Annotated in this window: 3 protein-coding genes; all 3 read left to right on the top strand. The window is 47.2% G+C overall.

The genetic code is table 11. The features are described 5' to 3' along the window. Positions 1–42: 42 nt before the first annotated feature. The gene (locus tag ACQY6I_RS08450; RefSeq protein WP_428241038.1) at positions 43–696 is read left to right on the top strand and encodes an alpha/beta hydrolase family esterase; all 654 of its coding nucleotides are present in this window, start codon (positions 43–45) and stop codon (positions 694–696) included. 883 nt (positions 697–1,579) lie between these two features. Continuing rightward, on the top strand, positions 1,580–2,023 hold the full coding sequence (locus tag ACQY6I_RS08445; RefSeq protein ID WP_428241037.1) for a hypothetical protein: 444 nt from the start codon (positions 1,580–1,582) through the stop codon (positions 2,021–2,023). Positions 2,024–2,136: 113 nt separating this feature from the next. Then, entirely contained in the window at positions 2,137–2,775 is a 639-nt protein-coding gene (locus ACQY6I_RS08440; RefSeq protein ID WP_428241036.1) for a class I SAM-dependent methyltransferase, read from the top strand. The last annotated feature ends 223 nt before the right edge of the window (positions 2,776–2,998 follow it).

The raw sequence follows: 2,998 nt of genomic DNA, 5'->3' as shown, positions 1-2,998 counted from the left end.
CCCTACCCGCTGGTCTTCGCGTTTCACTGGTACGGCGGCACCATGCAGGATGTCGACGGTGGCGGCAGCAGTGGGTATACATGGTCCTACTACGGACTCAGGGAAAAGGCAGATAACAGCAACGATCACAAGATGATCTTTGTGGCTCCCCAGGGGATTGGTAACGGTTGGGGCAATTCCGGCGGTCAGGACCTCGCCTTCGTAGACGATATGACTGCTCAGATTGAGGAAAACCTGTGCGTTGACAAGTCGCGGCTCTTCTCAGCGGGTTTCAGTTATGGAGGCGGGATGACATACGCAATCGCATGTGACCGGGCAGATGTATTCCGAGGGGCAGCGGTCTACGCCGGCGCAGTGCTCAGCGGATGTAGCAACGGCTCAAAACCAATTCCATACATTGGCATTCACGGCTTAGGAGATCCTACCTGCAATATCGGTGGTGGGCGCGGAATGCGCGACAGGTTCGTCCGCAATAACGGTTGTACTTCCCAGAACCCTCCAGAGCCGAATAGGGGCAGCCTGTCGCATGTATGTACTTCCTTTAACGGGTGCCAGAACGGGTATCCAGTCCGCTGGTGTGCTTTCGATGGCGGTGGTCACACCCCGGCGCCAGTGGATGGGTCCTCCTCAGGCTTCGGTGGCGGCGACGTCACCTGGACCAAGTCAGAGGTATGGGATTTCTTCACGCAATTCTAAAGGGTCACCAGAATGGAGTTGACTCGTTTAATCAGATGAGTTGACTCCTGAAACATCAGGTGGGTAAATGTATTAAGGTATTTTGGAAAGACAGTAGTTATTAATTGAAGCTTTATAACCAACTGGTATTGCCATGGATCTAGCGGCCCCTGGGAGCTGTAAGCAACGGCTCCTTCGGGTCCAGGCTCTGTGAAAACAATTATCCAATTTTTAAAGTGGAGTATGTGGTCTTATATAGAATCAATTTCGTATGATTTGTGGTAATTGAGTTCTAAATAGACCTGAAAAATCACCCCGTAGTAGGAAACATTTTTGGTGTCATCAGTTTGAAGCGAGTTTTCACACAGCCCGTACCAAAAGCGGCCATTCACTTTAGGAAAACCTGATAGGAGATCAGGAAGCAAGTATTCAGATTGTTAAGCTCAATGCGTCGCTCACGACCATACAGGAGCTTAGCTACTATTTAACTTTTTATTTTAACGTGTAGCTGCCCCTAATAATTCCAGGTTCACCACGGTAATAGACGGGCAAGATTGCAAGCTTTTGTTCCAATATCCTGGAAAATTGAGTTAATATTACAGCGCTGGTCAACGCAGTAGACGGTTTGGAATTGATATAACTCACTGAAATATATTAAATAAACTAACCTTACCAGCCTATCTGATTGGGATAATGTTTTGAGCATATGACGCAAGTTGAGTCTTTTTCACAAGCCTAAACTCTGAGAAACCAGATCCAGATTCTTCTTAAACCACTGATTTAAAGGGAGTAAAATGAAAGAACAGGAAATAAGCCAGAATTTACCCTTGCATGATATGACTCAACTTGAGGCAGATTCCTACTGTTCTGTGCAAAGCGAGATTGAGAATTAAGGAGGATTGTCATGATTTTGGTAGACCCAAATGAAGAAGTTCTAATTCCTGTAAATAATGGGATATTTGAAGTATCTCAATTTAAGAGCCAGAGTAAACTGAATCAAGAATACAAAGGCTGTTTCATTCTTTTCTCAGATGGAAGCATTAAAAATATCGTAAAGATCACGAAAAATGGATTTTATGGAAAGAGCTTTAGGGAGTGGCTATTTAGTGCTCTAAACTCGACTTATTCAGTAACCGTAGATTTGGAGTCTTCTGATATTGGCTTAGCTGATCTCAAAGTTCAACTTACTCAATATATAAGAAGTGATAATCTCAGTCCTGATCCATACTTGCCACAGACTTGTGGTATCGATACGGCTGTTAGTAAAATTCAAAAAGCAAATGACACCAAAGCACTTTACGAATCATTAGAAGTGCCCCCAGAGTATGATTGTTTAGATGTATTGTAAGAGGCACAGTATCAAGGGCCAGCAACGGACTGTCAAAAGTGTCACTTAAATTGCTTGCGCAATTACGCGCCACTTTTGCCAGCCGCTGTGGCCGGCGTTAGCCATCAAGAGCCATGCTTCAATACTACGAACAACGTCATCCAGAATATGAAGCGATCTACGCCAAGCCTGAGCGTCAAGAGGATCTCGCTTGGCTTGAAGGTCAGATCCAGGAGCTGGTGTCCGGCAAGCGCGTGTACGAAATTGCTTGCGGCACGGGCTATTGGACACGTCGTTTTGCCGTCACCGCCTTATCGGTTCATGCCACCGATGCATCACAACAGCTAGCAGCGGCGGCGGTGTCGAGTTGCACTGCGGGGAACGTCACAGAGGGCACGGCTGATGCGTTCGATGTTCCGGAAAGCCCAGACTTCGATTGTGTGCTGGCAGGCTTCTTCTTTTCGCATGTGCGTCTGGAGCAGCAAGGCGAATTTCTGAGGGGATTAGCCAACGCATTTGAACCCGGCACGCGCATCATTTTGTTTGATAACAGGTATGTAGAAGGCAGCAGTACGCCTATCTCAAGGCACACAGATGATGGTGATGCCTACCAAATGCGCAAGCTATCCGATGGCAGCTCTCACGAGGTGCTCAAGAACTTCCCAACTGGCCGCGAACTGAGATCGGTTCTCGATCCGTTTTGTCGTGAGGTAGAGGTCAGGGAAAGCCAGTATTTCTGGTTGGCCACGGGGTTGATTGATGAGGGTCTTTAAAGACACCCATAGATTGGAAAGGAAATTAAACTTCAGCTATTCGGCTATGGCTTCATTTAAATAAATGGTGAGGCGCTGAACTATTGAAAATAATCGCTCCCTGGCTGTGTATTACCCAGTCGGTCTTTTCCCCACGCCTCTGGCGCTGGTGCAATACCGCCGCCAGGTGTTTGGCGTTATGGCTGACATTGACCGCCGGTTTATCCCAAACGCATTCCACCAG

This window comes from Gynuella sp. (genome assembly GCF_050297175.1).
In the GTDB taxonomy this organism is placed as follows: Bacteria; Pseudomonadota; Gammaproteobacteria; order Pseudomonadales; family Natronospirillaceae; genus Gynuella.
The sequence above is the reverse complement of the archived record's forward strand: the minus strand, read 5'-3'. Positions and strand labels throughout refer to the sequence as shown.

Coding starts and splice junctions, on each gene's coding strand:
- ACQY6I_RS08450 (WP_428241038.1), top strand. CDS start 43: ATGCAGGATGTCGACGGTGGCGGCAGCAGTGGGTATACATGGTCCTAC.
- ACQY6I_RS08445 (WP_428241037.1), top strand. CDS start 1,580: ATGATTTTGGTAGACCCAAATGAAGAAGTTCTAATTCCTGTAAATAAT.
- ACQY6I_RS08440 (WP_428241036.1), top strand. CDS start 2,137: ATGCTTCAATACTACGAACAACGTCATCCAGAATATGAAGCGATCTAC.